Annotated in this window: 24 protein-coding genes; 18 read left to right on the top strand and 6 right to left on the bottom strand. The window is 65.1% G+C overall.

Features of this window, described 5'->3' with window-relative positions:
* Positions 1 to 7 precede the first annotated feature (7 nt).
* From ABKS89_RS25115 to ABKS89_RS25105, 3 genes are read left to right on the top strand one after another with little or no spacing between them, the layout of a single operon-like run.
* Positions 8 to 3,175 carry an efflux RND transporter permease subunit gene (locus ABKS89_RS25115; RefSeq protein WP_348587454.1) on the top strand — a complete coding sequence of 1,056 codons (3,168 nt, stop codon included), beginning with the start codon at positions 8 to 10 and terminating at the stop codon, positions 3,173 to 3,175.
* Positions 3,175 to 4,605 carry an efflux transporter outer membrane subunit gene (locus ABKS89_RS25110; protein WP_348587452.1) on the top strand — a complete coding sequence of 477 codons (1,431 nt, stop codon included), beginning with the start codon at positions 3,175 to 3,177 and terminating at the stop codon, positions 4,603 to 4,605. Before ABKS89_RS25115 ends, ABKS89_RS25110 begins: the two co-directional genes overlap by 1 nt.
* 4 nt (positions 4,606 to 4,609) lie before the next feature.
* Entirely contained in the window at positions 4,610 to 4,858 is a 249-nt protein-coding gene (locus ABKS89_RS25105; protein ID WP_348587451.1) for a hypothetical protein, read from the top strand.
* A gap of 47 nt (positions 4,859 to 4,905) precedes the next feature.
* On the opposite strand, the gene ABKS89_RS25100 is transcribed toward ABKS89_RS25105, so the two are convergent.
* On the bottom strand, positions 4,906 to 5,361 hold the full coding sequence (locus ABKS89_RS25100) for a glycine zipper 2TM domain-containing protein (RefSeq protein WP_138215999.1): 456 nt from the start codon (positions 5,359 to 5,361) through the stop codon (positions 4,906 to 4,908).
* Between the two features lie 304 nt (positions 5,362 to 5,665).
* A complete protein-coding gene (locus tag ABKS89_RS25095; protein WP_348587449.1) occupies positions 5,666 to 6,541 on the bottom strand; it encodes a LysR substrate-binding domain-containing protein in 876 nt (291 codons plus the stop codon).
* 221 nt (positions 6,542 to 6,762) lie between these two features.
* Between ABKS89_RS25095 and ABKS89_RS25090 the strand changes: the two genes are divergently transcribed.
* From ABKS89_RS25090 to ABKS89_RS25050, 9 genes are all read left to right on the top strand, one after another.
* Positions 6,763 to 7,929: a putative porin gene (locus ABKS89_RS25090; RefSeq protein WP_138216001.1), complete on the top strand. Its 1,167-nt coding sequence runs from the start codon at positions 6,763 to 6,765 to the stop codon at positions 7,927 to 7,929.
* 52 nt (positions 7,930 to 7,981) lie between these two features.
* The gene (locus ABKS89_RS25085; protein ID WP_138216002.1) at positions 7,982 to 8,920 is read left to right on the top strand and encodes a LysR substrate-binding domain-containing protein; all 939 of its coding nucleotides are present in this window, start codon (positions 7,982 to 7,984) and stop codon (positions 8,918 to 8,920) included.
* 262 nt (positions 8,921 to 9,182) lie between these two features.
* Entirely contained in the window at positions 9,183 to 10,604 is a 1,422-nt protein-coding gene (aldA, locus tag ABKS89_RS25080) for an aldehyde dehydrogenase (RefSeq protein ID WP_348587447.1), read from the top strand.
* 98 nt (positions 10,605 to 10,702) lie between these two features.
* Positions 10,703 to 11,998, top strand: coding sequence for an MFS transporter (locus ABKS89_RS25075; protein WP_518300966.1), 1,296 nt, complete (start codon positions 10,703 to 10,705; stop codon positions 11,996 to 11,998).
* Positions 11,995 to 13,212: a mandelate racemase/muconate lactonizing enzyme family protein gene (locus tag ABKS89_RS25070; RefSeq protein WP_348587445.1), complete on the top strand. Its 1,218-nt coding sequence runs from the start codon at positions 11,995 to 11,997 to the stop codon at positions 13,210 to 13,212. Before ABKS89_RS25075 ends, ABKS89_RS25070 begins: the two co-directional genes overlap by 4 nt.
* Positions 13,213 to 13,288: 76 nt before the next feature.
* Entirely contained in the window at positions 13,289 to 14,953 is a 1,665-nt protein-coding gene (locus ABKS89_RS25065; RefSeq protein ID WP_348587444.1) for a GMC family oxidoreductase, read from the top strand.
* A 91-nt stretch (positions 14,954 to 15,044) separates the two neighbouring features.
* The gene (locus ABKS89_RS25060) at positions 15,045 to 15,626 is read left to right on the top strand and encodes a DJ-1/PfpI family protein (RefSeq protein ID WP_138216007.1); all 582 of its coding nucleotides are present in this window, start codon (positions 15,045 to 15,047) and stop codon (positions 15,624 to 15,626) included.
* A 33-nt stretch (positions 15,627 to 15,659) separates the two neighbouring features.
* Positions 15,660 to 15,965, top strand: coding sequence for a ribbon-helix-helix domain-containing protein (locus tag ABKS89_RS25055; RefSeq protein ID WP_081516329.1), 306 nt, complete (start codon positions 15,660 to 15,662; stop codon positions 15,963 to 15,965).
* A gap of 96 nt (positions 15,966 to 16,061) precedes the next feature.
* Complete coding sequence (locus ABKS89_RS25050) at positions 16,062 to 16,562, top strand: hypothetical protein (RefSeq protein ID WP_348587442.1); 501 nt, start codon at positions 16,062 to 16,064, stop codon at positions 16,560 to 16,562.
* Between the two features lie 69 nt (positions 16,563 to 16,631).
* Here ABKS89_RS25050 and ABKS89_RS25045 read toward each other — a convergent pair whose 3' ends face one another.
* Positions 16,632 to 18,155, bottom strand: a complete 1,524-nt coding sequence (locus ABKS89_RS25045; RefSeq protein ID WP_081516327.1) for a fumarate hydratase — start codon at positions 18,153 to 18,155, stop codon at positions 16,632 to 16,634.
* A gap of 261 nt (positions 18,156 to 18,416) precedes the next feature.
* On the opposite strand from ABKS89_RS25045, the gene ABKS89_RS25040 reads away from it, so the two are divergent.
* The 3 genes from ABKS89_RS25040 to ABKS89_RS25030 are packed head-to-tail and all read left to right on the top strand — an operon-like array spanning position 18,417 to position 21,298.
* Positions 18,417 to 19,556, top strand: coding sequence for a GGDEF domain-containing protein (locus ABKS89_RS25040; RefSeq protein WP_348587440.1), 1,140 nt, complete (start codon positions 18,417 to 18,419; stop codon positions 19,554 to 19,556).
* On the top strand, positions 19,549 to 20,487 hold the full coding sequence (locus ABKS89_RS25035; RefSeq protein WP_348587437.1) for an iron-sulfur-binding ferredoxin reductase: 939 nt from the start codon (positions 19,549 to 19,551) through the stop codon (positions 20,485 to 20,487). The genes ABKS89_RS25040 and ABKS89_RS25035 overlap by 8 nt, the downstream gene beginning before the upstream one ends.
* Positions 20,488 to 20,524: 37 nt before the next feature.
* On the top strand, positions 20,525 to 21,298 hold the full coding sequence (locus ABKS89_RS25030; RefSeq protein WP_348587436.1) for an enoyl-CoA hydratase-related protein: 774 nt from the start codon (positions 20,525 to 20,527) through the stop codon (positions 21,296 to 21,298).
* 432 nt (positions 21,299 to 21,730) lie between these two features.
* Here the strand turns inward: ABKS89_RS25030 and pyk are convergent, their stop codons facing one another.
* The 3 genes from pyk to ABKS89_RS25015 form a co-directional block, all read right to left on the bottom strand.
* A complete protein-coding gene (gene pyk, locus ABKS89_RS25025) occupies positions 21,731 to 23,182 on the bottom strand; it encodes a pyruvate kinase (RefSeq protein WP_138216012.1) in 1,452 nt (483 codons plus the stop codon).
* 105 nt (positions 23,183 to 23,287) lie between these two features.
* The gene (locus ABKS89_RS25020) at positions 23,288 to 24,196 is read right to left on the bottom strand and encodes a universal stress protein (protein ID WP_348587434.1); all 909 of its coding nucleotides are present in this window, start codon (positions 24,194 to 24,196) and stop codon (positions 23,288 to 23,290) included.
* Between the two features lie 102 nt (positions 24,197 to 24,298).
* Positions 24,299 to 25,123 carry an outer membrane protein assembly factor BamD gene (locus ABKS89_RS25015; RefSeq protein ID WP_138216014.1) on the bottom strand — a complete coding sequence of 275 codons (825 nt, stop codon included), beginning with the start codon at positions 25,121 to 25,123 and terminating at the stop codon, positions 24,299 to 24,301.
* Between the two features lie 99 nt (positions 25,124 to 25,222).
* Between ABKS89_RS25015 and ABKS89_RS25010 the strand changes: the two genes are divergently transcribed.
* From ABKS89_RS25010 to ABKS89_RS25000, 3 genes are all read left to right on the top strand, one after another.
* The gene (locus tag ABKS89_RS25010; protein WP_045211033.1) at positions 25,223 to 25,591 is read left to right on the top strand and encodes a lipoprotein; all 369 of its coding nucleotides are present in this window, start codon (positions 25,223 to 25,225) and stop codon (positions 25,589 to 25,591) included.
* Between the two features lie 75 nt (positions 25,592 to 25,666).
* Positions 25,667 to 26,089: a DUF4124 domain-containing protein gene (locus ABKS89_RS25005; protein WP_138216015.1), complete on the top strand. Its 423-nt coding sequence runs from the start codon at positions 25,667 to 25,669 to the stop codon at positions 26,087 to 26,089.
* 60 nt (positions 26,090 to 26,149) lie between these two features.
* Positions 26,150 to 26,509 carry a PilZ domain-containing protein gene (locus ABKS89_RS25000; RefSeq protein ID WP_081516319.1) on the top strand — a complete coding sequence of 120 codons (360 nt, stop codon included), beginning with the start codon at positions 26,150 to 26,152 and terminating at the stop codon, positions 26,507 to 26,509.

The raw sequence follows: 26,509 nt of genomic DNA, 5'->3' as shown, positions 1-26,509 counted from the left end.
GACCGTCATGCTTTCCCGTTTCTGTATCGAGCGTCCCATCTTCGCGATGGTGCTATCGCTGATCATCATCATCGCCGGCGGCGTCTCCATCTTCGCCCTGCCGGTGGCGCAGTACCCGGACATCACCCCCATCCAGATCACCGTGACGGCGACCTATCCAGGCGCCGATTCGCAGACCATCGCTTCAACCGTGGCGGCGCCTATCGAAACGCAGGTCAACGGTGTCGACAACATGCTGTACATGCAGTCGGTCAGCTCGCCCACCGGGCAGATGACCCTGAACGTGTACTTCGACATCGGCACCGACCCGGACATCGCCCAGGTCCAGGTGCAGAACCGCGTCAGCCAGGCGCTGGCGCAGCTTCCGCAGTCCGTGCAGCAGAACGGCGTGAACGTGCAGAAGCGTTCCTCCAGCTTCCTCATGCTGCTGGCGATCTACTCGCCGGACGGCAGCTTCGACCAGCAGTACGTGGGCAACTACGCCAACCTCTACGTGCTGGACGCGATCAAGCGCATCCAGGGCGCCAACCAGGCGCAGATCATGGGCGACGCGGACCTCGCGTTGCGCATCTGGCTCAAGCCGGACCGCATGGCGGAGCTGGGCATCACCGCGACCGACGTGCAGAACGCGGTCAGCCAGCAGAACCAGCAGTTCGGTGCCGGCAACATCGGCCAGGCCCCGTCCCAGGGGATGATGGAACTGACCTACCCGCTGGTTACGCCGGGGCGCATGAAGACTGCCAAGGAGTTCGAGCAGATCATCCTGCGCGCCGACGCCAATGGCACCGCCATCGTTCGCCTGGGCGACGTGGCCAGTGCCGAGATCGGCCTCAACCAGTACAGCATGCGCTCTTCGCTCAACGGCAAGACGGCGACCATGATCGCGGTCTACCAGCAGGCCGGCTCCAACGCCCTGGAAGTGTCGAAGAACGTCCGCGCCGCGCTGGCGGACATGTCTACCACTTTCCCCCAGGGCATCGGTTATGCCGTCTCCCTGGATACCACCGAGTTCGTCCGCTCCTCGATCCATGAGGTAGTGGTCACGCTACTGATCGCCATCGCCCTGGTGGTAATGGTGGTCTTCATCTTCCTGCAGAGCGTGCGCAGCACCCTGATTCCGGTGGTCGCAGTGGTCGTCGCGGTGATCGGCACCTTCGGCGCACTGCTGGCGCTGGGCTTCTCGATCAACCTGCTGACGCTATTCGCCCTGGTCCTGGCCATCGGCATCGTGGTGGACGACGCCATCGTGGTGGTGGAGAACGTCGAGCGGAACATGGAGTCGTTCCACCTGAGCGCCCACGACGCGACTGTGAAGGCGATGGAGGAGGTGACCGGCCCGGTGATCGCGATCGTGCTGGTGCTCTGCGCGGTGTTCATTCCCGTAGCCTTCGTCAGTGGTACCACCGGCCTGCTGTATCGCCAGTTCGCCCTCACCATCGCCTGCTCGGTGATCATCTCCGGCTTCGTCGCCCTGTCGTTGTCGCCGGCGCTCGCCGCGCTGATCCTCAAGCCGGGCCAGCATGCGCGCTGGAGGGGCTTCGAGTGGTTCAACCAGGCCTTCGACAGGATGACCCATGGCTTTGTCGGCCTGGTTTCCCTGGTCGTGCGGCGCATGGTGCTGGCGCTGGCGCTGTTCGCTGTCATGCTGCTGGGTATCGCCGCGCTGTTCTCGAAGATTCCCACCAGCTTCGTGCCCGAAGAAGACCAGGGCTACCTGCTGGTTGCCGTGATGATGCCGGACTCGGCGAGCCTGGACCGCACTGAGGCGACGACCGAGCAGGTCGCGGCGATGTTCCGCGAGCACCCGGCGGTGCAGGACGCATCGGCGATTTCCGGCTACAGCTTCATCGATGGCCAGAACCAGACGAACATGGGCACGGTGTTCCTCAACCTGAAGCCTTCGGAGCAGCGCAAGGGCGACGCGATGTCGGCCGATGGCATCATCCGCGCCCTGTACCCCAAGTTGGCGACCATTCCCCAGGCCCGCATCATCCCCATCAACCCGCCGTCGATTCCCGGCCTGGGGACCCAGGGCGGTTTCGAGTTCTGGGTGGAGAACCGCGGCAATGGCGATGCGAAGGAGCTCCAGGCTGCCACCTGGAAACTCATCGGCGCCGCCGCCAAGCGCCCGGAACTGTCCGGCCTGATCAGTACGTTCCAGGCCTCGACCCGACAGATGCGCGTTTCGGTCGACAACGCCAAGGCGGAGACGCTGGGCGTGCCGATGGCCGATGTGTATGGCGCGCTGCAGACCCAGTTCGGCTCGGCCTACATCAGCCAGTACGTGCTGGGCAGTCGGGTCTGGCAGGTAATCGTGCAGGGTGATGCGCAATACCGCAGTTCGCCGACCGACCTGGGCTACCTCTACGTACGGCAGAAGGACGGCAAGATGATCCCGCTGTCCGCCCTGGTGAAGACCGAGTTCACCTCCGGGCCGAGTCTGGTGACGCGCTTCAACAACTTCCCCGCGGCGAAGATCGCCGGCAACGCTGGCCCCGGCTACAGCTCCGGTGACGCCATCAAGGCGATGCAGGAGCTTGCCCAGCAGGAACTGCCGCCGGGCTACAGCTTTGCCTGGAGTGGCGAGGCCTTCGAGGAGAACAAGGCGGGCAACACCACGGTGCTGGTGTTCGCCTTCGGCATCATCATGGTCTTCCTCATCCTGGCGGCCCAGTACGAGTCCTGGTCGCTGCCGCTGACTGTGCTCAGTGCGGTGCCCTTCGGCATCTTCGGGGCGCTGGTGGCGATCTGGCTGCGCGGCATCTCCAACGACGTGTACTTCCAGATCGGCCTCGTCACCCTGGTGGGGCTGGCGGCGAAGAACGCGATCCTGATCGTCGAGTTCGTCATCCTGCAGCGCCAGTCCGGCCTGGCGCCGCTGGACGCGGTGCTCAAGGCGGTGGAGCTGCGCCTGCGGCCGATCATCATGACGTCGCTGGCCTTCATCTTCGGCGCCGTGCCGCTGGCCATCGCCAGCGGGGCGGGGGCAAATTCCCGGCACTCCATCGGCACCGGCATCATCGGCGGCATGCTCGCGGCTACCAGCCTGGCGCTGGTGTTCGTGCCGCTGTTCTCCTGCATCGTCGAACGCCTCAGCGAACGGCGAAAAAAATCCCAGGGTTCCGTGACTGCGTCTGCGACGCCCAGTGGCGACACTACCCAGGAGGCGCACTGATGACTGCCAGAAAACTCATGCTGGGGTTGGCCGTTTCAGCCCTTGCCGGCTGCATGATCGGCCCTGACTATCAACGCCCCGAGGTCGCCATGCCGGCGACCTACAGGGCGCACCTGAACGCCACCGAGTCCCAGGTCGATGGCCCGTGGTGGAACCAGTTCGGTTCTTCCACCTTGCCATCGCTGGTCAAGGAGGGGCTGGCGAACAATCTCGACCTGCAACGTGCCTCTGCGCGCATTGAGCAGTTCCGAGGTCAATTGCGCACGGTACGGGCGGGGCTGTTCCCGCAGTTGGGGGTGGGTGTCGGAGCCAAGCGTGCGCTGAGCGACGAGTTCGTCGACACGCCGCTTGCCGGGTTCGACGGGACGAGTAACCAGTATCAAGCCGGCCTGAACGCCAGCTGGGAGATCGACCTCTGGGGCAAGCTGCGTCGCCAGAGCGAGGCCGCGAGCGCGCAACTGCTCGCTGCGCAGTACGCCCAGCGCGGCGTGGCGCTGAGCCTCGCCAGCTCGATCAGCGAGGGCTACCTCAACCTGCTGGCACTGGACGAACAACTCGCCATCGCCGAGCAGACGGCGCAGGCGCGCAAGGACGCCCTGAACATCTTCCAGAAGCGCTATGACCGAGGAGTGATCCGCCAGATCGAACTCAGCCAGGCACAGAACGACTACTGGGCGACCCAGGCGGCGATTCCGCCCTTGAGAGCGAAAATCAGCTCGGCGGAAAACTCGCTTTCGGTGCTGCTCGGCCGAAACCCCGGCCCTATCGTGCGCAATGAGCGCCTGTCCTCCCTGCGCGCGCCGAAGGTGCCAGACGTCCTGCCGGCCACCTTGCTGTCGCGACGCCCGGATCTGTTGCAGGCCGAGCAGGCCGTCGTCGCCAGTAACGCCATGGTCGGCGCGGCGCAGGCGCTGTACCTGCCGGACCTGAACCTGTCGGGGATGATCGGCTTCAGCCGGGGCGAGAGTGGGCAGTTGTTCGAGAGTGCGTCGAAGGTCTGGAACCTTGCCCTGGGGCTGAACCAGACGGTGTTCGATGCCGGCGCCATCTCCGGGCAGGTGCTCCAGGCGAAGTCCGGGTACCAACAGTCGGTACTCGCCTACAAGGGCACGGTGCAATCGGCGTTGGCCGATGTGAACGATGCGCTGGTGGGCACACGGGAGACGGCGGCGCAGTTGGCTGCGGTCGAGCAGCAGGTCAGTGCGTTGCAAACGTACTCGCTGCAGGCGCGTCGCTTGTACGAGGGCGGATATTCCACCTACCTGGATGTGACCACTTCCGAGGAGAAACTCTTCGATGGGCAACTGCAGGAAGTGAGCAGCCGCCTGGCATCGCTGAATGCGTTCAACACGCTGTATCTCTCCGTGGGGGGCGAGGTGGGAGCGGATGCTGCGCTGCTGTTCAAACCCGTCGCGCTGAAGGGGAATTAGTTCGATGACATGGGCACTTTCCCGTCGTCCCGGAGAGGAAATCCGTATCTTCTGTGGCGATGATGTCAGCGATGAAGAAGTCCTTGCAGCATTGCGGGGCGAGGGATTGGCGGTGCGGGTCGATGGCGTCTACACGACGCTTTCACGGACGCCGGTAAAGGGTGTGATGGTGCGTCTTTCGACTCGTGCTCCCCGCTGCATCGAGGTATTGCGCAACGAGGTGATCGACAGGTCGAGACTCTCCAGCATCTGAAGGTCCGCCTGCAGAAGCGCCTCTCGGATGAGAGGCGCTTCTGGGGATCAGCTCTGCGGAACTACACGCGCTTCGTTGCCGCTGCCCTCGATGAACACCGCCATGCCCTGACCCAGGCTGGGGTTGACCGGCTGGGTCACCGACACCAGCACGCCGTTGCGCATGCGCACGATGATCTGCTGGGCCTCCTTGGGCTGGTCATAGCGTTTCTTCTCCACGTAGTTGCCGCCCAGTGCCCCACCGAGTGCGCCGGCAACCATCGCCACATCCCGGCCTGTGCCGTGACCGATCAGGCTGCCCAGGGCGGCACCACCTACGCCGCCGATCACAGCACCGACGCCGCTGTCGTGGTTGGTCTGCATCTGTGTGAGGGTGATCTGTTCGATGCGCCCGGTGCGGATTTCCATCTCGCCCGGCCCGCCGTTTCCGGCGTCCACTGTTGCGCAAGCGCTGAGGGAAAGGGCGAGCAGGGCGCCGGCGAGCCAGGATGTTGCTGGTTTCATTGATCTGTACCTCGAAGATGAGAGCCATTGCAGGCGCGCCTCATTGGCGCGCCAGATTTCCGAGGTTAAGGGGAAGTTTCGGGCGATTCTGCGGGGGGATAGGAGTACAGGAAATGTCGCGGCTGACTCCAGGAAACTTCCGGCAATCCGGAACCAGCCACCGCGTCAAGAATGGCCGCGCACGCCGATCGGGGCATGTGGCTGAGACTCGCCGAGGGGCTCCGTTACTCCCGCTTCTGCCTTGCGCCAGGTCCTGGTTTTCCGCGAGTCAGGGCCTGGTTTTTTTGTGCCTGCACAATCCTCGTCATGGATTGCGTTCCGCATTCAGCCAGTGCTGGAAACGCTCTACCTTCGACAGCCCCAGCTTGTCGCTGGCGATATCCAGCCAGTAGCCGTAGGGGCCGATCACCTCGACCGGGGTGATGGGCAGCAGGCTGCCGCTGGCCAGTTCCCTTTCGATCATCTGCCGGTCGATCACTGCCAGTCCGCCCCCGGCCAGGGTCGTGTGGATGACCTGGTCCAGGGTGCTGAACTCGATCCCGCTGGCGGCATCGACGTCGCTGCGGCCGACCGCCTCCAGCCAGTTCTCCCAGACCCGCAGGCGCTTGCCCTCGTGCAGGATATGCAGCAGCGGGTGGTCATGCAGCTCCGGCGGTTGTTCACCGTCGAACAGCTCCGGGCTCGCCACGGCCATATGGCGCTCCATCACCAGCAGCTCGCTGTGGCAGTGGGTGGCCTGTTCCAGGCCGAAACGGATGCGGCAGTCCAGTTCGCCGGCGCTGTCGTCACCCTGCTGGTTGGTGACGCTCAGGCTGATGTCCGGATAGCGCTTGAGGAAGCTGCGCAGGCGCGGCGACAGCCAGCGGGTACCCCAGGTCGGTGGTGCGAGGATGCGCAGGCGCTGGCGCAGGTTGGGGACGCGCACGGCCTGCAGGGCGCGTTCCATCTGGTCGAAGGCTTCGCCCAGGTGCGGAGCGAGGGCACTACCGGCTTCGGTCAGGGTCAGCCCACGGGGTGTGCGTAGGAAAAGGCTGATTCCGAGGTATTCCTCCAGTTGCTTGATCTGCCGGCTGACCGCTCCCTGGGTGACGTTCAGTGCATCGGCCGCACGATTGAAACTGCGGTGGCGGGCCACTTCTTCGAAAACGCGGAGCATGGTCAAGGGCGGCAGATTACGCATGGCGGGGCCATCCGGAAGTACGCTCGGGGCGCGGGCTTTTTTCGCTGATTCTAGCGATGGCAGTGCCTTCGGAATATGCGTTTTTCTCGGGTTTTGACTGCGATTTAGTCGTTTGTGTGGCGGTTCGGCCAAGGGCTAGTTTCGGCCGCGCTCACGCACCGGGGAGCACCGGGCGCGGGCAACTCCCATAACGACAAGAAATCAGCCGAGGCACCTCCAACGTGGCCAGACTCCACCTGCCGTTCCTGCTTCCCGCACTCTTCGCCCTTAGCTCTACCGCCATCGCCGTACCGGTCACCGACAACCTGGACATCGGCGGCGCCGTGCGCGCGCGCTGGGATCATGACCCGGACCGCGATATCGAGAAGTTCGGCATCGACACCGCGATGCTGCGTGTCACCTACACCTCCGACACCTGGATCGGTGCCGCACGCTACCGCTGGTACGGCAAGGACTATCCCTACCAGTACACCCAGCACTTTGGTGACGTGAACTTCGCCGAGTACGCCTGGATCGGCTACAAGTTCGATCCGGACCGGCAGATCCAGGTCGGCCTCAACCAGATTCCCTTTGGTCTGCAACCCTTCTTCGGCAGCACTTTCTACGAGACCCTCGGCAACGTCATCGGCCTGGAAGACGTCAACGACGTGGGCGTGAAGTACATTCAGCAGCAGGGCGACTGGAACCTGCAGGTCGGCGCCTATAGCCGTCCCGCCTGGGAGGGCAACGGCACCAGCAACGGCACCACCTATTCCACCGTGGTGACTTCGGCGGATAGCTATGTCGGCGACGGCTCGCGCAACAAGGAACGGCAGATCCTGGTCGGCCGCCTGGCGCGTTCGCTGCAACTGGGCGACTGGAAATCCGAAGTGGGCTTCTCCGCGCTGACCTCGCGACTGGAGAACCAGGACACCGACGACAACGGTCGGCGCAATGCCTACGCCATTCACTACGCCGGGCAGAACGGCCCCTGGGGCGTGCAGCTGCAGGCGGCGCGCCAGCAGATGTCGCCGCGCAATCCCGGCAGCGACGAAGTAGTCACATTCGGGGGGTACGACGGTACGTTCAACGTCGCCAGTCGCGGTAACCTGTATGTCGGCGACCTGAGCTACAGCATTCCGGGAAGTTTCCTCGATGGTTGGGTCAGCGGCGTGAAGGTCTATGGCAACTACAGCGCCTTCGACAAATCCGCTGACGACTTCAAGACTTCGCAGCGCTTCATCCTCGGTACTTCCTTCTCGGTGAAGGCGGTGTACATCGCCGTGGAGTGGCTCAACGGCCGCAACGATCCATACATCGGCGGCAGCAACTACACCCAGAGTCTGGCCGAAGGTGGCACCAGCCACTGGGAGAACCAGCTGTACGCGAATGTCGGCTATTACTTCTGATATCGCGCTGACAAGGCCCACGCGGCAAAGGCCGCAGGGCAGGGAAGGGTGGGTGAAACGCAAGATTCCGGCGCTCAATGCGCTGAAGGCCTTCGAAGTGGCCGGCAGCACGGGGAGCTTTACCCGTGCGGCGGAGTTGCTCAACGTGACCCAGAGCGCGGTCAGCCGCCAGGTGCGTCAGTTGGAGGAACAGCTGGGCGAGAGCCTGCTGGTGCGCCGGCATCACCATCTGGAGCTGACCGAGGCCGGGCGTGTACTGCTGCGTGCGCTGCAACTCTCGTTCGACCGCATCGAGCTGACGGTGCGCGGTATCCAGCAGCGCCACCACCTCAATCGCCTGCGGGTCAACGCGCCGCCCACCTTCGCCCTGCGCTGGCTGTTGCCGCGCCTGTCGCGCCTGCGCGAAGCGCACCCCGACCTGGAAGTGAGCCTGACCACCAACCTGCAGGACAGCCTCGCGCAGAGCAGCACGCTGGACTGCGCGATTCGCTTCGGCAATGGCGAATGGGACGGCCTGGACAGCTCGCTGCTGATGCACGAACGGCACATCGCAGTGTGCGCGCCCAACCTGCTGGCGCAGCGCGAGGAGCAGGACATCGACCTGCGCAGCATGACTCTGCTGCATGTGCTGGCCCGCGACGACCAGCGTTTCCTGACCTGGCGACACTGGCTGGACGCGGCGAAGATCCAGGGCGTCGACCTGCAGGGTGGCTACGAATTCGACTTGCTGGACATGGCCATCCGCGCGGCCATCGACGGGCTGGGCATCACCATCGCCGACCGGCAGATGGTCGCCCGTGAACTGGCGGCGGGGCAGCTGGTGCAGATGCTCGACGTCGAGGTGCAGGGGCACCAGTCCTACTGGTGGGTCAGCCGGCCGGAACAGGAGTTGCCGGCCCACGTCCAGCGCTTCCATGAGTGGTTGCAGCAGGAGGTGTGGATGACCGAGCGCAACCTGGCGGGATCGGGCTCCGTCATCAGTCTTTCCTGAAAGAATCCATCGTCATTTCCTGTAGGAAGTGGCGACTTTCCTGCGCGCACTAACCTGCGTTTTTTGCATGTTATGGCGGTTTATTAATCGCTTGTCGCGACCTGGGCGCCTGTCGAAACTTCGGCCAACCGATAACGACAAGAGTCACCGCCCTGCCTGCGCCGCGCCGCCTTGCCCGTCGCCTGCATGAGCCAGCCTGCACCTTGTCGTTACGTGGGGCCGCCACCGGCCCGAAGCCTTGCTTGAACGACAGGACATGACCATGCGTACAGATCGTAACTTCATCGACGGCCGTTTCGCCGACGCCTCCTCCGCCCACATCGCCGTGTTCGACCCGGCGACCGAGCAGCAGGTCGCCCAGGTGCCGGCTGCGACCGAGGCCGATGTGCGCGACGCCGTCGAAGCCGCCGCCCGCGCCCAGCGCAGCTGGGCCCGCCTGCCGGCCATCGAGCGTGGCGAGCACCTGCGCCGCTTCGCCGAAGCCCTGGAACGCAACGCCGAGCGCGTCGGCGCCGCCCTGGCCGCCGAGTCCGGCAAGAGCCTGGCCGATGCCAGCAGCGAAGCCTTCTACGCCGGCCAGATCACTCGCTACCACGCCGAATGGGCGCGTCGCATCGAAGGCGAAGTGATCCCCAGCGACTCCGCCGACGAAACCATCCTGCTGCAGCGCGAACCGATCGGCGTGGTCGCGGCGCTGATCCCGTTCAACTACCCGGTCTACACCTTCCTGCGCAAGGTCGCGCCGGCGCTGATCACCGGCAACACCGTGGTGGTGCGCCCGAGCAACAACACTCCGACCTCTGCTTTCGAAATCGCCCGTTGCGCCGAGGAAGCCGGACTGCCGCCCGGTGTGCTGAACGTGCTGACCATGAATCACGACGTCGCCGCCGTGCTTTGCCAGCAGCCGCAGATCGGCCTGATCACCCTGACCGGCAGCGTCGGCGCCGGCCGTATCGTGCTCGACTACTGCAAGGCCAACATCGCCAAGCCGTCCCTGGAACTGGGCGGCAAGACCCCGGCGATCATCGAGGCCGACGCCGACCTGGAGAAGGCCGCCGCCGCCATCGTCGCCTCCAAGACCACTCACTGCGGCCAGCTGTGCACCGCCATCGAGCGTGTCTACGTGCAGGCCAGCGTGCATGACCGCTTCCTCGCCCTGCTGCGCGAGAAGGTGGCCGCCGTGCGCATCGGCAACCGTGCCGAAGACGCCAGCCTGATGGGCCCGCTGCAATACGGCCGTGCCCGTGCCGACGTGCACGCCAAGGTCCAGCGCGCGCTGGCCGAAGGCGCTGTGCTGGAGTGCGGCGGCGTGCTGCCTGAGGGCGCCGGCCACTTCTACCCGGCGACCCTGCTCAGCGGCTGCCGCCAGGACATGGAAATCGTCCAGGAAGAAATCTTCGGCCCGGTGCTGCCGGTGCTGTCCTACGAGACCCTCGACGAAGCGTTGGCCATGGCCAACGACCACCAGTTCGGCCTGTCCTCGGTGCTGTTCACCGAGAACTACCGCAACGCCATGAAGGTGGCCAACCACATCGAGGCCGGTGAGATCTACATCAACCGCACGCCTGCCGACCCCTACCAGGGCTTCCACGCCGGCTGGAAGCGCTCGGGCCTGGGCGGTGACGACGGCAAGCACGGGATGCTCGAGTTCACCCAGACGCGCCTGGTGGTCCTGAAGTTCTGATCTGCTGATCCAACCCACGGGGCCCACTGCCTGGGCCCCGTTACTCCCACCGCTGTTCCGACCAGTTGCCGGCGACCGAGCCGGCTGCGAGATGCATGATGAAAAAAACAATAAGTGCAGATGCCATGACCATGGCCGTGCCCGCTAACGCCAACTTCACCCGTTACATCCAGCTCGCCCTGCTCGTGCTCGCGGCGGGGGCGATCTATCCCATGCTGTACCTGCGCCAGGTGTACCAGAGCACCATGCTCGAGGCGCTGGCGATCAACAACAGCGAACTGGGCTACCTCTACTCGATCCTCGGCACTGCCTTCCTGCTCAGCTACCTGCCCAGCGGCTGGCTGGCCGACCGCCTGTCGCCGCGCTTCCTGATCAGCTTCTCGCTGATCGGCACCGGCCTGCTGGGCATGTGGTACGCGATGCTGCCGGGCTTCGACACGCTGCTGGTGATCTTCTGCGGCTTCGGCATCACCACCGGCCTGACCTTCTGGGCCGCGCTGATCAAACGAGTGAAGATGCTCGCCGGCGAAGACGAGCAGGGCCGCTTCTTCGGCGTACTCGACGGCGGCCGCGGGCTGGTCGAGGCGCTGCTGGCGACCATCGCCATCGCGCTGTTCGCCTACGTCACCGAGACCCGTGGCGAGAAGAACGCCCAGGGCCTGCAACTGGTCATCCATATGTACGCGATCTTCTGCATCGTGCTCGGCGCCGCACTTATGCTGGTGCGTGATCCGCAGAAAAACGGCAAGCAGTCCCGCGCCGAGAAGGGCAACCTGCTGGAAGACTTCCGCACCCTGCTGCGCATCCCCGAACTCTGGCTGGTCACCGCCATCGTGTTCTGCGGCTACCACTTCTTCTGGGCCACCTACAGCTTCTCGGCCTACCTGCAGGAAGGCGGCTTCGGCCTATCCGCCACCGCTGCCGGCCTGATCACCACCATCAAGCTGTGGATGCGCCCGCTGGGCGGCATCGGCGGCGGCTGGCTGGGTGACCGCTTTACCCGTACCGGCGTGCTGACCTGGGCCATGCTCCTGGCCGCCCTGGGGATGATCGGTCTGATCGTGCTGCCGAGCCTGCATGTGCTCGGCGTACTGATCTTCCTGGTGATCTTCATCGGCCTGATGACCTACGCCATCCGCGGCCTGTACTGGGCGATCCTCGATGACTGCCACATCCCGCTGCGTGTCACCGGTCTGGCCATCGGCATCATTTCGGTGCTGGGTTACGCCCCGGACGCCTACCTGCCCCTGCTCAACGGCTACATCACCGACCGCTTCCCCGGCTTCGTCGGCTACCAGATCTACTTCTCCTACGTCGTGGTGATGGGCCTGCTGGGCGTGGTCGCCACCCTGATCCTGAACAAGCGCATCCAGAAGAGAGCGAAAAACGCATGAAGATCGTCTCCCTCGAAACCCATGTGGTCGCCGTCCCGCCGCCCCATGTCGGCGGCATGTACTGGCTGTTCGTCAAGCTGAAGACCGATTGCGGCATCGAAGGCGTCGGCGAGATCTACGCCGCCACCTTCCATCCCAGGGTCATGGTGCCGGCCATCGAAGATGTGTTCGGCCGCTACCTGGAGAACCAGGACCCGCACCACATCGAGCGCTTCTTCCGCCGCGCCTATTCGAGCGGTTTCACCCAGCGCCCCGACCTGACCATGATGGGCATCGTCAGCGGCCTTGAAATGGCCTGCTGGGACATCATCGGCAAGGCCGCGAACAAGCCGGTCTACGAGCTGCTCGGCGGCAAGGTCCACGAGCGCCTGCGCTCCTACACCTACCTGTACCCGAAGAACGCCCAGGGCGAATACGACTACTCCGACCCGGACCTGGCCGCCGAGTGCGCCATCGAGAACATGAAGCTCGGCTTCACCGCTGTGAAGTTCGACCCGGCCGGCCCGTACACCGCGTTCTCCGGCCACCAGGTATCGCTGGAAGTGCTGGATCGCTGCGAGACCTTCTGCCGCAAGATCCGCGAAGCGGTGGGCAACCAGTGCGACCTGCTGTTCGGCACCCACGGACAGATGGTGCCGTCCTCGGCCATTCGCCTGGCAAAACGCCTGGAGAAGTACGACCCGCTGTGGTTCGAAGAGCCGATCCCGCCGGGCCAGGAAGACGCCATGGGCCAGGTCGCCGCCAAGACCAGCATCCCGATCGCCACCGGCGAGCGCCTGACCACCAAGTACGAGTTCTTCAAGCTGCTGCAGGCCGGCGGTGCGTCGATCCTGCAGATGAACGTCGGCCGCTGCGGCGGCCTGCTCGAAGGCAAGAAGATCGCCTCCATGGCCGAAGCCTTCTACGCGCAGATCGCTCCACACCTCTACAACGGCCCCATCGGCGCGGCGGCGAGCTTCCAGCTGGCGGCCTGCACGCCGAACTTCCTGATCCAGGAAAGCATCGGCACCTGGGACGGCTTCCACGCACAGGTGCTGAAGAAGCCGCTGCAGTGGGAAGACGGCTACATCATCCCGTCCAGCGAGCCCGGCCTGGGCGTCGAGCTGAACATGGACGTGGTGCGCGCCCACAGCCCCTACACCGGCGAGCGCCTGCACCTGCAGATGGGCCCGGACCCTGTCGACGTGAAAGACAACGCACCGGCCAAAGGCTGATGCCGGACCCGTCCTCGTCCTTTTCCTCAAAGAAAAGAGAGGGCGGGGTTCTACCCAATACCGCGGTACGCAATCCATGAAATACGACTACATCATCGTCGGCGCCGGTTCCGCCGGCTGCATCCTCGCCGCCCGCCTGAGCGAATCGGGCCAACACAGCGTCCTGCTGCTGGAAGCCGGCGGCAAGGACAGCTCGCACTGGTTCAGGATTCCGGTGGGCTTCGCCAAGCTCTACTACAACCCGACCTTCAACTGGATGTACTACAGCCAGCCGCAGAAGCAGCTCGCCAACCGCGAACTCTATGCGCCGCGCGGCAAGGTGCAGGGTGGTTCGGGCTCGATCAACGCGATGATCTACGTGCGCGGCCAGGCCCATGACTTCGATGACTGGGCGGCCAACGGCAACGAAGGCTGGTCGTTCAAGGACGTGCTGCCGTACTTCCGCAAGCTGGAATCGCACCCGCTGGGCAACACCGAGTACCACGGCGCCAACGGTCCGATTCAGATCACGCCGATGAAGGGCCACACCCATCCAATCTGCGACAGCTTCCTCAAGGGCTGCCAGGAGCTGGGCTACCCGCTGAGCGAGGACTTCAACGGCAAGGACTTCGAGGGCGCCGGCCTCTACGACGTCAACACGAAGAATGGCCAGCGCTGTTCCAGCAGCTTCGCCTACCTGCACCCGGCGCAGCACCGCGCCAACCTGACCATCGAGCGCAACGCGCTGGTGGAGCGCGTGCTGTTCGACGAGAACAAGCGCGCCATCGGCGTGAGCGTGAAGCAGAGCGGCGTGCAGCGTGAGTTCCACGCCGAGCGCGAAGTCATCCTCGCCGCCGGCGCGGTGGACTCGCCCAAGCTGCTGCAGCTGTCCGGTGTCGCCGACCGCGCGCTGCTGGACAAGCACAGGATTCCCCAGGTCCACGAGCTGCCCGCCGTGGGCAAGAACCTGCAGGACCACCTCTGCGTCAGCTACTACTACAAGGCCAACATCCGCACCCTGAACGATGACTTCGGTTCGCTGTTCGGCCAGGCCAGGCTGGGCCTGGAGTACCTGCTGACCCGCAAGGGCCCGCTGTCGATGAGCGTGAACCAGAGCGGCGGTTTCTTCCGTGGCAACGACGCCGAAGCGCACCCGAACCTGCAGCTGTACTTCAACCCGCTGTCGTACCAGATCCCCAAGAGCAACAAGGCCAGCCTGAAACCCGAGCCGTATTCGGGCTTCCTGCTCTGCTTCAACCCGTGCCGGCCGACCAGCCGCGGGGAAATCCGCATCGCCTCGAAGAACCCGGCCGACGCTGCGCTGATCGACCCGAACTACCTGAGCACGCAGAAGGACATCGACGAAGCCATCCAGGGCAGCCACCTGATCCGCAAGATCATGAACGCGCCGGCGCTGAAGAAGATCACCGTCGAAGAGGTGCTGCCCGGCCCGGCCGCTCAGACCGACGAGCAGATGCTGCAGTACTTCCGCGAGAACTGCGGCTCGATCTACCACCTGTGTGGCAGCTGCGCCATGGGCAGCGACCCGCAGACCTCGGTGGTGGACAACCGCCTGCGCGTGCACGGCCTCAAGGGGCTGCGCGTGGTCGATGCGTCGATCTTCCCCAACGTCACCTCCGGCAACACCAATGCTGCGGTGATGATGGTGGCGGAGAAGGGCGCCGACCTGATCCTCGAAGATGCCCGTCAGGTTGCCGAGCAACGCTCGAGCGCCAAGCCTGCCCAGCGCGTGGCGGTGTAGTAGCGGCGTATTACCCGCTGCCCGCGCCACTGACTAAGCTCTCCCGCATGCCCGGCCACCATGGCCGGGCCCTGCCGGGAGGATGCCCCAGATGGCCGCGAAGAAGATCCTGATGCTGGTCGGCGACTACGCCGAAGACTACGAAACCATGGTGCCGTTCCAGGCACTGCTGATGGTCGGGCACACCGTCCATGCCGTCTGCCCGGACAAGAAGGCCGGCCAGAGCATCCGCACCGCCATCCACGACTTCGAGGGTGACCAGACCTATAGCGAGAAGCCCGGTCACAACTTCGCCCTGAATGCCAACTTCGCCGATGTGCGCGCCGAAGACTACGACGCGCTGCTGATCCCCGGCGGTCGCGCCCCGGAATACCTGCGCCTGAACGCGAAAGTGATCGAGCTGGTGAAAGCCTTCGACGCTGCGAAGAAGCCCATTGCCGCCGTCTGCCATGGCGCCCAGCTGCTGGCCGCCGCTGGCGTGCTCAAGGGCCGCGCCTGCAGCGCCTACCCGGCCTGCGGCCCGGAAGTGACGCTGGCCGGTGGCGAGTATGTGGACATCCCGGTAGACGCCGCCCATGTCGACGGCAACCTGGTCACCGCCCCGGCCTGGCCGGCGCACCCCGCCTGGCTGGCGAAGTTCCTCGACGTGCTGGGCACGAAGATCAGCCTGTAAACTGGCCCGACATCGAAGCTGGAGCAGCCGTCCATGTGCGAACTCTACGTAAAGGCCGACCCGATTCTCTACGAGTCACGCTCGCGCTCGCTGCGCATCCGTGGCGTGGTCACCACGCTGCGCCTGGAGAACCAGTTCTGGGACATCCTGCGCGAGATCGCCGAGGTGGACGGCATGACCACCAACCAGCTGATCACCAAGCTCTACGACGAGGTGATGGACTACCGCGGTGAGGTGGTGAACTTTGCCTCCTTCCTGCGGGTGAGCTGCACGCGCTTCCTTGCCCAGCGCCGCGACAAGGTGACGGAACTGAGCCTGGTGGCGCGCAGCGCGTCCTGATTCGGCATCCGCTCACGGGCATTGCCGAATAGTCCGATCCCGGAAGCCGGCGCGGTCTTTCTAGACTGCGCCGTTGCCAGTTTCCGGGAGTGTCCCATGCCGTTCAGTACCCGCTCGCTTCTCCTCTGCGCCTTGCTGGCGGGAGGCATGGTCGGTCTCTCGATCGCCGAGCCCAGCTCCGCGGAGCGCGAAGCCATCACGGCCTATCAACAGAAGGTCTTCGTCGAACAACTGCGCGACATCCACGAGTCCGCCGGTTTTGCCGTTCCCGTCGAAGTGGACTGGGAGAGCATCGCCCTGCCGGGGCAGGCCGCTCACTATGGGACCGAGGATTACTGGACCAACGTGTACTTCGTACCGCTGGCCGAGGCGCTGGAGATGCTGACCTCCTACGACCAGGGCAAGCAGGCGGTACAAGGCAAGCTGAAGCGTGTCGTGGTGCGCTACGACGCCAGTCGCGCCCCAGCGGACGGCTACCGCGACAAGGTAGCCCTGGAGGCGGGAGTGCTCAGCATCAATTTCAAGCCCGCTTCGGCAGCCATGGAAATCGAGGAGCGCACTGAGGCTATCCAATCCGCTCTGGAAACCGCCCTCTGAAAGCGGGCGGCCAGACATGAAAAAGCCCGGCACTTGGCCGGGCTTTTCCATGGAGCGGTCGTGCAGTGATTACTGCACTTCCACCGCCAGGCTCTCGGCGATCTTCTTCTGCCAGATGGCCGGGCCGGTGATGTGCACCGACTCACCATTGGTGTCGACCGCAACGGTCACCGGCATGTCTTTGACTTCGAACTCGTAGATCGCTTCCATGCCCAGTTCGGCGAAGGCGAGGACCTTGGACTTCTTGATCGCCTGGGCGACCAGGTAGGCGGCGCCGCCTACGGCCATCAGGTAGACGGCCTTGTTGTCCTTGATTGCCTCGATGGCGATCGGGCCGCGCTCGGACTTGCCGATCATACCCAGCAGACCGGTGGTCTCGAGGATCTGGCGGGTGAACTTGTCCATCCGGGTCGCGGTGGTCGGGCCAGCCGGGCCAACCACTTCGTCACCGACCGGATCGACCGGGCCGACGTAGTAGATGAAGCGGCCCTTGAGGTCCACCGGCAGCTCTTCGCCCTTGTTCAGCATGTCGACCATGCGCTTGTGCGCGGCGTCGCGGCCGGTGAGCATCTTGCCGTTGAGCAGGATGGTCTCGCCAGGCTTCCAGCTCTGCACTTCTTCCGGGGTGATGCTGTCGAGGTTGACGCGGCGCGCGGACGGGCCGGCTTCCCAGACGATTTCCGGGTAGGCGTCCAGGGACGGCGCTTCCAGTTCGGCCGGGCCCGAGCCGTCGAGCACGAAGTGCGCGTGGCGGGTGGCGGCGCAGTTGGGGATCATGCAGACCGGCAGCGAGGCTGCGTGGGTCGGGTAATCCATGATCTTCACGTCGAGCACGGTGGTCAGGCCGCCCAGGCCCTGGGCGCCGATGCCCAGCTGGTTGACCTTCTCGAACAGCTCGAGGCGCATTTCCTCGATCTTGTTCTGCGGGCCGCGGGCCTTCAGTTCGTGGATGTCGATCTCGTCCATCAGGACTTCCTTCGCCATCACCGCGGCCTTCTCGGCGGTACCGCCGATGCCGATGCCGAGCATGCCCGGCGGGCACCAGCCGGCGCCCATGGTCGGAACGGTCTTCAGGACCCAGTCGACGATCGAGTCGGACGGGTTGAGCATGGCCATCTTCGACTTGTTCTCGGAGCCGCCGCCCTTGGCCGCGACGTCCACTTCCACGGTGTTGCCGGGGACGATGGAGTAGTGGATCACCGCCGGGGTGTTGTCCTTGGTGTTCTTACGCGCGCCGGCCGGGTCGGCCAGGATGGAGGCGCGCAGGACGTTCTCCGGCAGGTTGTAGGCGCGACGTACGCCTTCGTTGATCATGTCGTCGACGCTCATGGTGGCGCCGGCCCAGCTCACTTCCATGCCGACGCGGACGAACACGGTGACGATACCGGTGTCCTGGCAGATCGGGCGGTGGCCGGTGGCACACATGCGCGAGTTGATCAGGATCTGCGCCATCGAGTCCCGGGCAGCCGGCGATTCTTCGCGCAGGTAGGCCTCATGCATGGCCTGGATGAAGTCAACCGGGTGGTAGTAGGAGATGAACTGCAGGGCATCGGCGACGCTCTGGATCAGGTCGTCTTGCTTGATCACGGCCATGGAGCACGGTCCTCTTCAGGCGGGTAAGACAGGCTTCTAGCCTGTTACATCAGGGTTTCGCCGACACGGCTGCGGCGAAAAAAGGCGCCATAGTATAGCGCTGCGGCCGCTTGCCGCGCACTCGCCAGTGATCCGACCTTGGTCCCAGATGACCCCCGCTCCTTATAAGGAGCCCTTCGGTCGCCCACATTCCGATCGGCTAGGCACTGGGGCGCTTTGATAGTAGAGTGAAGGCCAGGTGCCATTACGGGACGGAGCCCCATGAGCACGCTGAAACCACCTCTGAAGCAGCACGCCTTACAAAAACTACTCATCAGGCGATTCGGCATGGCCCTCGGGACCTATGCCCTGGCGCTTCTGTTGTTGTGGTTGGCCGTGTTCGGCGAGTTCTACCGCGCCCCCGTCAGCTTCGCGCTGACCTGCACGCTGCTGGTCGCCGGCAGCCAGCTGGTGTTCGCCTGGCTGTTCTTCAGCGGACGCAACCAGCGCTTCACCGACCCGAGCATGACCGAGCCGCAGGTGCTGGTGGCGCTGGTCTGGAACACCCTGTTCCTGGCCAACGTCGATACCGCGCGCGGCACGCTGATGGTACTCTACGTGCTGATCCTGCTGTTCGGCGTGTTCCAGTTGCAGCCACGGGTATTCGCCCGCTGCGCCGCGCTGGCCTTCATTGCCTTCGCCGGCCTGAACCTCCACGAGGCCTTCCAGCAACGCCTGCAACTGCCGGCCCAGGCGGTCCTGCAACTGCTGGTGCTGTTCATCGTGCTCACCTGGCTGAGCCTGTTCGCCGGCTACGTGCAGTCGTTGCGCCAGCGCATGCGCCAGCGCATGCGCCAGCGCCGCTATGCGCTGCAGGCGCACCAGGACACCCTGCGCGGCATGATGCGCCAGCTCGAAGACCTGGTGGCCACCGACGAACTCACCGGGCTGTTCAACCGCCGCCACTTCATTCGCCTGGCGGGTCGCGCGCTGGAAGAAATGCGTCCCGGCCAGCGCCACGGCCTGGCGCTGATCGATCTGGACCACTTCAAGCGCATCAACGATGTTCACGGCCATGCCGCCGGCGACCGCGTGCTGCAGACCTTCGCCGCGGTAGCGCGGGCCTGCCTGCGTGAAGGCGACGTGCTGGCGCGCTACGGTGGCGAGGAGTTCGTCCTGCTGCTGCCCAATGCCGATGCCGATCGCCTGACCACCTGCTGCGAGCGCCTGCGGATGGCCTATTCGGCGGCGGAGCCGGTGGGGGTGAACATCGAATCCCTGAGCCTGTCGGCGGGGATGACCCTGCTCGACGCCAACGACGATCTCGACGAGGCCTTGCAACGGGCCGACCAGGCGCTCTACCGTGCGAAACGCAGCGGACGTAACCGCTGCGATGCCGCATGGGAGTGGACGCGTGCCTGAGATACAGGCCGGATCGCAACGCTTTTCGGTGAGCCCCGGAGTCAACCTGCTCGATGCCCTGCGCGGGGCCGGCGTCGCCGTGCCCTACAGCTGCCGGGCCGGCAGTTGCCACGCCTGCCTGGTGCGCTGCATCCGCGGCGAGGTGCTGGATGCCTTGCCCGAGGCGCTGGATAGCGCCCGGCGCGAAGAAGGCTGGCGACTGTCCTGCCAGTGCCGGGTGATCGAAGACCTCTCGGTGGAAGCCTTCGACCCGCAACGCGATGGCCTGCCTGCCACGGTGACTGAGCTCGACTGGCTGGCGCCGGACGTGCTGCGCCTGCGCCTCGCCCCGCAACGCCCGCTGCGCTACAGCGCCGGTCAGCACCTGATCCTCTGGAGCGCCGAAGGTGTTGCGCGGCCCTACTCCCTGGGCAGCGTGCCGGGCCTCGATCCCTGGCTCGAATTCCACATCGACTGCCGCGAGCGCGGCGCCTTCGCCGATTTCGCCCGAGGCCTGAAGGTCGGCGACGGCCTGCGCCTGGGCGAGCTGCGCGGCGGCGCGTTGCACTACGACCCGGAATGGCATGAGCGACCGCTGCTGCTGATGGCGTCCGGCACCGGCTTGGCGCCGCTCTGGGGCGTACTGCGCGAAGCGCTGCGGCAGCATCACAGCGGGCCGATCCGCGTCATTCACCAGGCCCATGACCACGCCGGCCATTATCTGGCGGAGCCCCTGCAATCCCTGGCCGCCAGCCATCCTGAGCTGCAAGTGACACTGATGACCACGGCCGAGTCGGCCGAGGTTTTGGCGCAACTCCGGCTTGTTTCGCGGCGAACCCTCGCCTTACTCTGCGGCCATCCCGCCAGCGTCGATGCCTTCGCTCGCCGCCTCTACCTCTGCGGCGTGCCCCGTGGCCAGACGCTGGCCGACCTGTTCCTGCCCCACGCCTGAACCGGTCCTCTCCCTTCAATAAGAACAAGGAATTGCCATGAGCGAACAGATTCTCGTCGAGCGCGAAGAGGGCCTGCTGACCCTGCGCCTGAACCGTCCGGACAAGATGAACGCGCTGACCCGCAGCATGTATGCCGGTCTCGCCGATGCCCTGGAAGCGGCGCAGGAGGATCGTTCGGTGCGCGTGGTGCTGATCACCGGCAACGCCGAGTGCTTCACCAGCGGCAACGACATCGTCGACTTTCTCCAGGAGCCGCCGAGCGGCCCGGATAGCGCGGTGTTCCGCTTCATGCGCGCGCTGATGGAATTCACCAAACCGGTGGTCGCTGCCGTCGCCGGCCCGGCCGTGGGCATCGGCACCACGCTGCTGCTGCACTGCGACCAGGTGTTCATCGCCAGGGGCGCCAAGCTGAAGATGCCCTTCGTCAACCTGGGCCTGTGCCCCGAGTTCGGCTCCAGCTTCCTGGTGCCGCGTCTGGTCGGCCCGGTCAAGGCTTCCAGTCTCCTGCTGCGTGGCGAAGGTTTCACCGGCGAGCAGGCCGTGGCCTACGGCATCGCCAACGAGTCGCTGGCAGACGGCGCGGCTGCGCTGGAGCGTGCCCGCGAGGTTTGCCAGGCCTTCCAGCAACTGCCGCCCGCCGCGGTGGCGCTGAGCAAGCGCCTGCTGAAAGCGCCCTTCATCGAGGAGCTGCGCCGGGTGGTGGCGGAGGAGGGCCAGCACTTCGTGCAGCGCCTGCATTCGCCGGAAGCCCACGAAGCGCTGAGCGCCTTTACCCAGCGCCGCCAGCCGGATTTCTCCAAGTTCCTCTGAGCGGCTCGCTCACGGCGTACAACCGCGAGCGGTTGTACGCCCCGTTTATGTAGGATGGATATCGCTGCGCTCCACGCCATCCTGCGTCGTGCCCTCGGTCACTCTGGTAGGGCGAATAACGCGCCAGCGTTATCCGCCGTGGGATGGCCGGGTTGCCCACACAATCTGTGGAACGCGCTGTGGATAAGCTCTGGGGCAACCCAGCGAAGCCACGCCAGCCGTGATCTGCAGGAGATTGAGCGGTATTTGAGCGATACCCGGCAGGTTGCCCACATAAGGTGTGGAAGGTGCTGTGGATAAGCTTGGGGCCAAGGTGCCGAAGCCGCATGGCGCCAGGCTTTCAGCCGATTGGTTGCCCTTTGAGCAACCGCAAAAGGAAAAGGCCGCCCGAGGGCGGCCTTTCTCGCTCAATAAAGAGCCTTTACAGCAGGATCAGACCAGCAGGTCGCCCACGTGCAGCACCTTCATGGTGTTGGTGCCGCCCTGGGCGGTGTAGCTGTCGCCCTTGGTCAGGATCACCCAGTCACCCTTGGTCACCACGCCACGCTGCAGCAGCGCGTCGACGGCTTCCTGGCTGACACGCTCCGGCGGCAGGGCTGCCGGGTCGAACGGGATGGTCTCCACGCCACGGAACAGCGCCACGCGGGCCTGGGTTTCGCGGTGCGGGGAGTAGGCGAAGATCGGTACCGAGGAGCGGATGCGCGACATGATCAGCGGGGTGTAACCGCTTTCGGTCAGGCAGATGATCGCCTTGATGCCCGGGAAGTGGTTGGCGGTGTACATGGCCGCCAGGGCGATGCTCTCGTCGCAGCGCTCGAAGGTCTGGCCCAGGCGGTGGCTGGACTTCTTGGTGGTCGGGTGCTTCTCGGCGCCGGCGCAGATGCGCGCCATGGCCTTGACCGCTTCCACCGGGTATTCGCCAGCGGCGGATTCGGCCGAGAGCATCACGGCGTCGGTGTAGTCGAGCACGGCGTTGGCCACGTCGGAGACTTCCGCGCGGGTCGGCATCGGGTTCTGGATCATCGACTCCATCATCTGGGTCGCGGTGATCACCGCCTTGTTGTAGCGGCGCGCGTGCAGAATGATTTTCTTCTGGATACCCACCAGTTCGGCGTCGCCGATTTCCACGCCGAGGTCACCACGGGCGACCATCACGGCGTCGCTGGCGCGGATCAGGCCGTCCAGCGCTTCGTCATCGGCCACGGCTTCGGCGCGCTCGATCTTGGCCACCAGCCAGGCGGTGCCGCCGGCTTCGGTGAGCAGGCGGCGGGCGTATTCCATGTCCTTGGCGTCACGCGGGAAGGACACGGCGACGTAGTCCAGGTCCATGCTCGCGGCCAGCTTGATGTCGGCCTTGTCCTTCTCGGTCAGGGCCGGCGCGGTGAGGCCGCCGCCACGGCGGTTGATGCCCTTGTGGTCGGACAGCGGGCCGCCGATCAGGACTTCGCAGACCAGTTCGTCCGCCTTCACTTCCTTGACCGCCATGACCACGCGGCCGTCGTCCAGCAGCAGCTCGTCACCGATGCCGCAATCCTTGACCAGGTCCGGGTAGTCGATGCCCACGACCTGCTGGTTGCCTTCGGTGCGCGGGTGGCTGGTGGAGAAGCGGAAGGTGTCGCCGACTGCCAGTTCGATACGCTTGTTGGCGAACTTGGCGATGCGGATCTTCGGACCCTGCAGGTCGCCCAGCAGCGCCACGAAGCGACCGTGCTTGGCGGCGATGTCGCGCACCAGCTGGGCGCGCGCGCGGTGTTCGTCGGGAGTGCCGTGGGAGAAGTTCAGGCGGGCGACGTCGATCCCGGCGAGGATCAGCTGTTCCAGGACTTCGGGGGAATTGCTGGCTGGGCCGAGGGTGGCGACGATCTTGGTGCGGCGAAGGGACATGCGGGACTCCTAGGGGAAAGCAGCGGTCAGGCCGCCGCCGGAGCGGGTCCGGAGCGGCCAGGGCGCCATCTTACTCTCTTCAGGTGACTCTTTCAGGTGGCTCTCTCAGGTGCGGGGCCGGATCACCAGCAGATCACATTCGACTTCCTCGAAGACCCGCTCGGCGGTCTGCCCGATCAGCGCGTTGTCGAGCTGCCCGCGGGCGACGGCGCCCATCAGCAGCAGGTCGATGGCGTGGTCCTTCACGTAGGTCGGGATCACTTCCTCGGCGAAGCCCTGGCCCAGCAACGTGCGCTGGCGATCGATCTGCGGGTAGTGCGCGAGCAGGGCGTCGAAGGCTTCGCGGTGGTGGGCTTCGGTGCGCAGCACGTAGTTATCGTAGTCGGCCAGCAGCTCGGCGTTGAACGCCAGGGTGCGAGTCACGGCCATGTATGCGTGCAGGTAGTGGGCGTCGAGCTGCAGGCGCTGCTCCAGTTCGCGGGCTACCGTGATCAGCCGATGATCCAGCGTGGCCGGGGTATCGCCGGCGTGCAGTGGGTCGACGGCGGCGCACAGGTTCTTTCCCGACCATTCGCCGTGCTGCACCAGCCAGAGCGGTTGCGGGCAATGGCGGATCAGTTGCCAGTCGTGGTTGGTGAGGAAGAGGCGCTTGAGCAGGTTGTGGTGATGCGCGGACTTGAGTACCAGGTCGGGCGTGGTCTGCTCGCAGTGGAGAATCACCTGGTGGTGCAGAGACTTGCCCCAGCGCACCTGGCAGTGCACGTCGAGGCCGATTTTGCGCAGCGGCTCGGCAAGCTGTTGCAGCCAGCCCAGGCGCTCGTCCAGCAGGTTGCGCTGGGCGGCGTCGAGGTCGCCGCGTTCCAGCAGCAGGGCGTTGTCCAGCGCCGCGTTGTACACGCAGGCCAGCAGCTCCAGACGCGCGCCGCAGCGCTGGGCGATCCAGCGGGCGCGGGTGAGGGCGGGCTGGTCTGCGCGGGTCGGGTCGATGATGACGAGCAGGTGCTGCAGCTTCATGGCGGAGTCCTCGCGCGCTCTGCGTTCATTGCAGAGCACAAGCGTAGACACTGCCGCCCGCCGCGCGCCTTGATGTGGCTCAGCGGCACGCGGGCTTTGCCGTCAGTTGCGTAGCGAGGTCTGGTTCAGCGCGCGGTCCAGATGGCGGGCGCCCTTGTCGGCCAGTTCGCCGTTGGGGAACTCGGCGAGCTGGCGGCGCAGGTAGGCGATGGCCTTCTCGCGGTCCGGGTGCGGGTTGTCCGGCGCCATGTACATCAGTCCCAATTGGTACAGCGCCTTCTCGCGGATGTCCGCCGGGATGGCCGGATCATTGGCGCCCAGCAGGTAGAGCTGCGCGGCCTCGTCGACACGCCCCTTGAGCACGGCGCGGCGCGACAGCAGGGTCATGTCCGGGTCGAGGGTCGGTTTGTTCAGGTCGAGGTTGTACTGCGGCTGCCAGTCGGCCAGCAGTTGCTTGGCGGTCTTCTGCACCGGGTCCTTGGCGCGCTGGCGGATGATCAGTTCGCGGGCATCGGCGTGCTCGGCGGCCTGGGTGCCGGGGAATTCGCGGTCGATGCGCTGGAAGTAATCCATGGCTTTCTGATCGTCGCGCTGGTCGTTGTAGCGGCTCATGTAGATCAGGCCGATCTGGTACAGGGCGATGGCGCGCACCTCGGGGCCGTAGCGGGTGTTGTCGTAGCCGGTGAGATAGAGCTGCTCGGCTTCGCTGCTCTTGCCATCGCGGATGGCCTGGGCGCTGTAGGTGAGCAGGTCGCCTTCCTCTTCCACGGCGGCGGTCATGCGTTTGTTCTTGAGCTGCTTGTATTCGGCCACTTCGCCGGTAGTGATCTGGGCGACGAACAGCGGCGTGGTCGGGGCGCAGGCGGCGAGCCAGGGCAGCAGCACGGCGAACGGGAGGGCAATTGAAATCGGGTGTGCGAAACGCATGGCAGATCCTTTGCGCTGAGGCGAAGTCCACGTGAGTCTAGTGGCGGGCTACAGTACGGCCAAGACGGGCCGATACACTTCCCAACGGAGGATATGCCCATGCGAACCCTTTTCCTCGCGCTGCTGGCGCTGAGTGTTACCGGCTGCACCAGCTGGTCGATGAACTATCACCTGAACAATGCCTACCGCGCGTACAAGAGCGGCGACTGCCAGCGCGTGCAGCTGGAGCTTTCGGAAACCGAGCGCAAGGCCCGTGCGCGGCCGTGGATCCAGCCGGAAATCTCCATGCTGCGCGGCCAGTGTCTGGAGCGTGAGAAGTTCTACGTCGATGCGGCGCAGACCTACCAGTTCATCGTCGCCCGTTACCCCACCAGTGAGTATGCTTATCGGGCCAAGGCACGGCTCGAAACGCTGCGCCTGAATGGCCGTCTGCCCAACGACCTGCGCCTGGATACGCCCACTCCCTGACCGGCGGTCGCGGGCCGACTTGAGCGCCGCTCATAGCTGGCTAATCTCTTGAGTGCATCATGCAAGGAGTTACGAATGCGCGCCCTGTGGCTCTGCGCCTTGTGTTTCCCCCTGCTGGCTTCGGCGGATATCTACCGCTGGACCGACGCTCAGGGAAAGGTGCATTTCAGCGAAACCCCACCGCCGGGGGCGCAACGCGTCGAGGTCAAGCCGCAGGTCATCGAACGTGATGCGGCGACCCGCGAGCGGGAGGAACGCACCCGCCGCTTCTACGACGCGCGTCGAGATGAAAGCGCCGCCGCCCAGAACCAGGCGACGGAGCAGCAGGCCAAGCTGGACCAGCAGTGCGCGAAGTGGCGCCATGACCTGGAATCGCTCAGTCATGGCGGGCGGTACTTCACGCAGACCAGCAGTGGTGAAAGGACTTACTACAGCGATGCACAGCTCGACGCCGCTCGTCAGGCGCTTAGCGCTCGGCTGGCGGAAGGATGTCGTTAGGACTGGCCCTGCATGGGCGGCATCGTCATACTGGACGATATTTCATAGCGAAACGCCATTATGCGTCATCAACGACATATCGAGCGCCATCAGCTGCCCTACTACCTGAAGGTGTTCAACAGCATCACCGACAAACCGATGGGCTACCTGGGCAACGTGTCGCTGGATGGGCTGCTCCTGATCAGCCAGCTGCCGATGCTGGTGGGTGGCCGCTTCGAGATGCGCCTGAAGATCCCCGGGCATGACGGCAAGCTGCAACTGATCGAGTTCGCCGCCACTTGCCAGTGGTGCCGCGAGGACGTCAATCCGGGCAACTACGATTCGGGCTTCAGCCTGACGGCGCCGCCGATGGAGTACGTCGAGCTGGTCGACGCGTTGCGCCGTTATTTCAGTTTTCGCCGGCAGGTGGAGTCGGTCTGA

This window comes from Pseudomonas sp. LABIM340 (genome assembly GCF_040017195.2).
Lineage (GTDB): Bacteria > Pseudomonadota > Gammaproteobacteria > Pseudomonadales > Pseudomonadaceae > Pseudomonas.
Note: the sequence above shows the minus strand (reverse complement) of the source record. Positions and strands in the feature narration are given on the sequence as shown.